The following is a 7,394-nucleotide window of genomic DNA, read 5'->3' on the forward strand; positions in this document are numbered from 1 at the left end:
TCGTTGCCGTCACCGCCGGCCAGCGTATCGGCCACCGAGCCACCGGTCAGCGTATCCACGCCGCCACCACCGCCAATGATGATCGCCGTCGTCGTTCCGCCTGCGTTGATCACGTCATTGCCGGAGTTGCCGGAGACATTCTCGACGCCTGAACCAATGGTGATGTTGACGCCCCCGGTATCGAGCACGATCACCTGGTCATGACCGGCATCGCCTCGCAGCAGGCTGTCATTGCCCACGACATAGAGCTTGTCGTCACCGGCGCCGCCGATCAGTTGATCCGCCCCCGTTCCGCCAAACAGCAGGTCGTTGCCATCGCCCCCCTCGAGCGTGTCAGCACCGTCGCCACCGGCCAGCGTGTCGTTGCCGCCACCGCCATCGATAAAGTCATTGCCGTCTCCGCCGGTGATCACATTGGCGACTGTGCTGCCCACGAGAATGTCGTTGCCAGAGCCGGCGATCATGTTTTCGATTCGGAAAAGTGCTGCAACGTTTGCAGTATCGTTTATCCGGGTCCAGGAGCCTGTGGCCAAATTGACACTGTAATGGTTCGCAACAGTGCCGAAGTTGAGCGTATCGATACCGTTGCCGCCGTCGATGCTGTGGGCGGCGGTCAAGCTGAAGGTGGCGACATGGATGGTGTCATCGTCGTCGCCCGTATCGACCGTATCGCCGAGTGCGCTGATGAAGACCTGGTCATTGCCGGAACCGGTGGTCACGATGTCGGCGGATCCGCCCTCGGCATAGACGATGTCGTTGCCGCCTCCGGTGTCGATAATGTCGTTCTGCGTCGTGCCCGTGATTATCTCTGCAGAGTTGTCGCCAATGATGCGCGTGAATTCGCCTTGAGCGCCCCACTGCGCGAAGGTCAGGCCGCTGAGGTCAAGAACAGTCACATCGCTCATGAATACTTCAAGGATTTCCCGGTCATCGGGGGAAAAAAGGCCATCAATCAGCGCTGTCAGCGAGACGCCCGCACCAAACTGGTTGGCGTAGAGCTGCACTGTTCTGTCAATGTCAGCGGTGTCGCCGCTTCCGAACTCAAGTTCCTCGATGCTTGTCAGGTCATGGCCGCGCAGGTCATGGGTAACCGAGCCGGTGCCGCCGCGAAACTCGATCGTGTCGGTACCTGTTCCGCCATGGATGATTTCGGCGGGCGTGAACTTGGAAACGAGTGGCTGCAGATCGAGATGTCCAAGCAGAAAACGGTCCTGGCCGCCTTCGCCGTAGAGCTTGTCATTGCCTGTTCCGCCATCGATCGTGTCATTGCCATTGCCATTGCCATTGCCGGCGCGGATTTCATTGAGCTCGCTGGTGGAGTCCAGTCCCAGAATGGTCTCGTCTGCGTCTGAGCCGTTCACATTCTCGAAATTGACCGCGATCTCCGTTCCCTGCGTGCTTATGATGGTGCCTGCGGTCAGATCGACGGTGACCGTGCCCGAGTAGCCGCTATTTGTCAGCGCCAGCGTGTCCGATCCGCCACCGCCATACATTTCGTCAATACCAAGCCCGCCCTGGATAATGTCGTCTGTCGGCGTGCCGCGAATAAGCTCGGCGCCACTGTTGCCGAGGATGGCAATATCATCGAACTCGGTCTCAAAATCGACAATCGTTTTGCCGAATAGATTGATCTCCTCATTGGGAGACAGGAGAATGGTCAGAAGGTCTGGGCGCGCGGCGCCGCCCTGCGCGAAATCGAAGGTCGTGAACATTTCCGCCTGATCGGCATACAGCGTGATCCCGCGAAAGCCCGATGTGCTGCCGGCGTTGAATTTGAGAATTTCAAGGCTGACCAGGTCTGACGCCAGCGCACTGTAACTGCCGGGGCTGAGCAGACCGAGCGTGTCGGTCCCATTGCCGCCGTCATAATCGACGCCAAGCAGGGTGCCGTTTGATCCCGAATTGTTTGGCGTGACCCAGAACGTATCATTGCCGTTCCAGCCGAAGACTTCCTGCGCTCCCTCTGGAACCGGGTTGAGCGTATCCGCACCCGGTGTGCCGATGATCTGGCCGTTTGAATAGACCGGTGCCTGGTTGGCATCGTCTCGCGGATCCCAGATTGCCATGCGCACGTCTGTGTCGCTGCCGGAATTTTGGGTCCAGCCGATGGAAATGCGGCCGTCTTCAAGCCGTGTCATGGAAATGTCGGACGCGGTCCAGGTGGTGTAGCTCTGGATGACGACTTCACCATCAATCTTCACACCGTCATCATCAAAGCGCTGCGCGCGAATGTCGTGGGTGTTCTCATCATACCAGGCGATGACGAACTGGTTGTCGTCAATGGCGACCACTTCGGAGCTGAACTGGTTGCCGGCCACGGTGGTCATTGGATTGAGCATCGGACCGGCGCCGCCGGCGAGTGCGTCGACGATCGAGAATCGGATGCCGCTATCAGTGCCGCCAGAACCGTCAATATTCCAGGAAATGATGAATTTGCCATTGTCGAGGGTCGCGATGGACGGATCTGACGCATCGTCGAATGACTCGTCGATCAGGATGCGGGAGCCGATTTGGCCACCGGTGGTGGCGAAGGCTTCGAAATAGAGTTGGTCATTGTCCGGGTTGGAATCCCGGTCCGCATAGACGATCCCATACATGTCGATCAGCGGCGAGGCGATGACATCAAAGCCGTTGTCGGAAAACGGATCCTGCGTCTGCACGGTGATTTGACTGCCGATCAGCGCGGATGTGGTGGGGTTGTAGCGTTGGGCAAAAATGTCGCCGCCTTCCTCGGTGTACACGGCGATCGCCTCGGTCGGAGAGTTGACCGCAACCTTTACCGATTGCCATTCGGTTACCGCGCTCATCGTTTTGAGCGTTGTCGAATTCTGCTGCACACCGCTGGCGTTGAAAGAGGCGAGGTTGAGCCCCCATTTCGGCGTTGAGAGGCTTGGATCGAACCGCTGGTAGCCAACAGTGAAGCCACCGCCTTCAATGGCTGCGATGCTCACCCGCTGCTCGTTCTCGGAGGTCAGCGAATTGAGCGCGATTTCACCTGTTACGGCGTTGCCGAGCGGGTCGTAGATGCGACCAATGACATCGTTGAAAGAGCCAGAACCGGGACCTCCGGCGGGATCTGCATTCGATGTCCAGGCAACAAGGATGTTGCCATTGGTCAATTGGATCACCTGGGTGTCGTACTGGCTGTTGTCCGAGCCGACGGAATCCACAACATTGACCTGAAAATCGCCCAGCCACTCAATCAACGCCATCTGCTGTCTCCCTACATTGTTGCAAAAAAGAACCCTGTCGCGACAATCGCTGGTATGCATGATCATTGCCGCGGCAGACTACCGGGTCGGGCCGCGCTGCGAATACCCCATATGGGTTATGACCGTCATTTTGTCTGACGCCCTCCGGATTGCTTTCACGCCGATCAGGATCATCTGCCGCGCAGGCTGGCGGGAGACCATTGGAGATTATCTTGGCCAAAGCGATGTCGGCAGGAAGAAGGTCACAAGGCCTGGTTTGCTATCCGACAGCGAAGGGCCCTGTTGGATGATGTAGCCAATGTAGCTGTCACGACTTCATCAACATGATCACGCTTGGCGTGATCCCCGCTTTCTGTGACGCGACACCTGCACCACCGAGGCGGTCGTGTGAGAACGACCAATGACTGCGCCGTGAAAGTTTTGGTGGAGATCATCGCTCCCGGGTCCCTGGCAACTCGGCAATATCCGGTTTTTCTGCCGGTCCGGCCATTTTGCCCTTGCCCGCAAAACCCTGATGTTCTAAGGCCTTTTACCAGTCGGAGCGTAGCGCAGCCCGGTAGCGCACTTGTCTGGGGGACAAGGGGTCGTGGGTTCGAATCCCGCCGCTCCGACCATTTCAACTATCGGATTTGAAGTGACTGACCGGAACCAGGCCCGCGGAGTTTTGCTGGATGATCGGGATTCAGGCGGGCTGCATGGCAGTGGCAGCAGCCTGGCGCCGCACACCGGATTACCAGCGCATCTCCAGCGCGATGCACCCCCACACAATACCCATCAGCATATAGAAATGCCGCCAGTGGTCGGTGTCGATCACACTGCCGATAAGGGTATGTCCCAGCAGGACAATGTAGGCGAGCATAAGATAGGGTTGCCAGGGCCGGTCACGCAGCAGGAAGCGGAAACCCAGCACCAGCGTCCAGCTGATCAGCACCAGGTAACTGACAAAACCCAGCCAGCCGTAATCCATCAGCGCCTTGAGCCAGATATTGTGGGTGTCTTCCCCCCACATCAATCCGAACTCGAGCGGACCGATGCCCAGCGGATGCTCCATCGCCATTAAAAATCCGATCGCATGGCGTTCGAAGCGGCCAAGCCGTGCCCCGTCATAGGATTGAACCAGCTTGGCCCGGTCCGAGAACAGATCGGCAATCTGGTCGACCTGCAGCGCGACAATGATGGCGCCGACAAGCAACAGTGCGCCGATCAGGGTCATGACCAGAATCTTCAGCCTGAACGCTCCGGTGCGCTCCCTGATGAGCATGATCATGACCAGCAGCATCATCGAAATTGCCAGCAGGCCCCACGCCGCGCGAGAAAACGAGAAAAACACGCCGAGGACAAGGATGAGCAGCCCGGCGATCCGCAATGGCGCTGCCTTCAGCGTTCCGGTCAGAAGGCCGTGCATGAGATACAGCGTCGGCAGAACCAGATACGGCCCGAACACGTTGGGGTCCTGGAACGCACCCATCGCGCGACCGTAGCGGGTGAAGACTTCGCCGCCGGGCAGGGCGCCCAGATAGCCGAGAATACCGAGCAGCGATGTGATGATCGCCGCCGCCAGATAAGCCCGGAAAATCAGCGGCAGCCGACGCTGGTCGGCTTCGATGATGGCGGCGAAGAACATCGACGTGAACGCCAGAAACAGCGAGACCGCCATGTACATCGGGGTGTCCTTGACGTCTTCCATGGTCAGGATCGAGAACATGCCGCCAATGTTGAAGATGAGATAGAGCGCGATCAGCGGCGCGATGTGCCGCGACAATCTCAGCCCGAACAGTGCCCAGATACCGATCAGAACCGCCAGGAACACCTCATAGGGCGCAGGCTCGCGGATCACGAATCCCGACAGGAATACGCCGAAGGCGATGCACAGCGAGGCCAGTATCGAGATTGCCGCGCGCTGCGGCTGAAACAGGGCGGGTGCGGGAAGGGCGGCGCTGGTCAATAGGCGTGTTCCGTATTGAAGAGCCGGATCGGCGTCAGAAACAGGATTTTCAGGTCAAACAGCAGCGACCAGTTTTCGATGTAGTAGAGATCACAGGCGGTGCGCTGCTTGATCTTCTCGTCATTGTCGATTTCGCCACGCCAGCCATTGATCTGCGCCCAGCCGGTGACGCCTGGCTTGACCCGGTGGCGGGCGAAATAGCCGTCCACGACTTCGGCGAAGAGGCGGTCCTGGGCCACGGCAACAACGGCATGCGGGCGTGGACCGACCAGCGAAAGGTCGCCCCGCAGCACGTTGAAGAATTGCGGCAGTTCATCAATCGAGGTCTTGCGGATGAAGCGTCCGACCTTGGTCACGCGCGGGTCGCCCTTGGTGACGACGACGCGGGCGGCGGGATCGCACTGGTCGGTGTACATCGACCGGAACTTGAACACGTCGATGACTTCATTGTTGAAGCCGTGACGTTTCTGCTTGAACAGGACCGGTCCCTTGGAATCAAGTTTGATGGCGATCGCCGTGCCGATCATCACCGGCCACAACAGCGTGATCGCCAGCAGTGAGAAAACCACATCGAAAATCCGCTTGGCCACCGAATCCCAATCGGTGATCGGACGGTCGAAAATATCGAGCATCGGCACCGCGCCGACATAGGAATAGGCGCGCGGCCGGAACCTGAGCTTGTTGGCGTGCGCAGCCAGGCGAATGTCCAGCGGCAGGATCCAGAGTTTTTTCAGCAATTGCAGAACCCGCGATTCCGCATTCAGCGGCATGGCGATGATCAGCATGTCGATCCGCGCCATACGGGCGAATTTCACCAGTGAATCGATGTTGCCGAGCTTGGGATAGCCAGCCACCATCGGTGGCGACCGGCGTTCATCACGATCATCGAAGATGCCGCAAATGCGAATATCGTTGTTGGGGTCCTGCTCGATCGACCGGATCAGTGCCTTGGCGATATCACCGCCGCCGACTATGACGGCGCGGCGCTCCATGACGCCATTGCGCGCCCAGCGGCGGATGCCGTAGGCGACGATGTTGCGGTCGATTACAAGCGTGACCGCGCCGCTGACGAACCAGGCCGCGAACCACACACGTGAAAATGCCAGGCCGTATTGCATGAAGAACGCCGCCAGCGCGATCAGTGCGAATGCCACAGACCAGGAGGTGAGAACCTTGGGTAGGGTCCTCAGCGCGCTTCTGAGAGCGGGCACCTGATAGCCGTCAGAGACCTGGATCAGCAGCACTGCCAGTGCGGAACCTGAGAAAATGGCCGGCGCGTAATAGAGCAGCGTGGATTCCCAGGTCATGCCGACATAAAGCGCATAGACCAGAAAACCGGTGAGCGAGAGCAGGGCGAATTCGGTCAGCCGCAGCGTGCCGATAATCATCGTCGGAGAGAAGCTTTCCTCCGACAGACGGCTGGCGGTCTGGCGGGCCAGACGGCTCAATTCAACGGTCGGTTGGCCGTCCTTGCCCTGCAGGCTGGGTTTGACCTCTATCTCCGCCATTGCCTTGCGAAGGGCTTTTGGATTGTAGGCGCTGTCGCGGTCGATCTTGTTCACGGTCGAAACCTCCCCGGAAACTCTTGCTACCGGGATATCACGTCCACCCTAAGAAAGGCTTGACACCGTGCGAGGCGAACTGTCCCGCATCTTCCTGTTGACGCAATCCTGATAGAGTCCGGACATGCGCTCGGCCATGGTCCGCGCGGAAAAGTGATCGCGGAAGCTGTCCATGTCCGGCATCGCGGCGCTCAGCCAGTCGGGTTGCAGGATGTCTTGCGACATTGCGCTGGCAAGCGCTTCGACATCACCGGGAGGAACAAAGCCGGCAAACTCCGGTCCGAGGATTTCCGGAATGCCGCCGACCTGTGTCGATATCACCGGCTTGCCCGCCGCGACCGCTTCAAGAACGATATAGGGCATGGATTCAGCGCGGGACGGAATGACCACTGTGCGAGCCATGGCGAAAGCCTTCCGCGCCGGCATCGCGGCATGCATGGTGACCCTGCCGCCTATGCCGAGTGCATCCAGCCGGGCCTGATATCGCGGCTTGTCGTCGCCATCACCGACCATGACCGAGCGGAGCGGTCTTCCCGCCAGTTGTTCGGCGCGGCGCAAAGCCTCGATGAACACGTCGGGACCCTTGAGGTCGCGCATCATGCCTATATAGAGAAAATCGGCGACGTCCGGAGCGGGGCTGACCGGTTCGAATTCATTGTCCCGAAGACCATTGTG

Annotated in this window: 4 protein-coding genes and 1 tRNA gene; 1 reads left to right on the forward strand and 4 read right to left on the reverse strand. The window is 59.2% G+C overall.

All coding sequences use genetic code 11. The features are described from left to right. The coding region (locus ABJN75_RS16035; RefSeq protein WP_348440580.1) for a calcium-binding protein at positions 1 to 3,212 on the reverse strand (3,212 nt) is incomplete at its 3' end. A 537-nt stretch (positions 3,213 to 3,749) separates the two neighbouring features. Here ABJN75_RS16035 and ABJN75_RS16040 point away from each other — a divergent pair. Further along, positions 3,750 to 3,826 (forward strand) — tRNA-Pro (locus tag ABJN75_RS16040). 116 nt (positions 3,827 to 3,942) lie between these two features. Here ABJN75_RS16040 and ABJN75_RS16045 read toward each other — a convergent pair. The 3 genes from ABJN75_RS16045 to ABJN75_RS16055 form a co-directional block, all read right to left on the reverse strand. Further along, positions 3,943 to 5,157, reverse strand: a complete 1,215-nt coding sequence (locus tag ABJN75_RS16045) for an O-antigen ligase family protein (RefSeq protein ID WP_348440581.1) — start codon at positions 5,155 to 5,157, stop codon at positions 3,943 to 3,945. Next, positions 5,154 to 6,719: an undecaprenyl-phosphate glucose phosphotransferase gene (locus ABJN75_RS16050; RefSeq protein ID WP_348440582.1), complete on the reverse strand. Its 1,566-nt coding sequence runs from the start codon at positions 6,717 to 6,719 to the stop codon at positions 5,154 to 5,156. The genes ABJN75_RS16045 and ABJN75_RS16050 overlap by 4 nt, the downstream gene beginning before the upstream one ends. A 48-nt stretch (positions 6,720 to 6,767) precedes the next feature. Continuing rightward, on the reverse strand, positions 6,768 to 7,394 hold a 627-nt coding region (locus tag ABJN75_RS16055), incomplete at its 5' end, for a glycosyltransferase family 4 protein (protein ID WP_348440583.1).

Source organism: Hoeflea sp. (genome assembly GCF_039975035.1).
Taxonomy (GTDB): Bacteria; Pseudomonadota; Alphaproteobacteria; order Rhizobiales; family Rhizobiaceae; genus Hoeflea.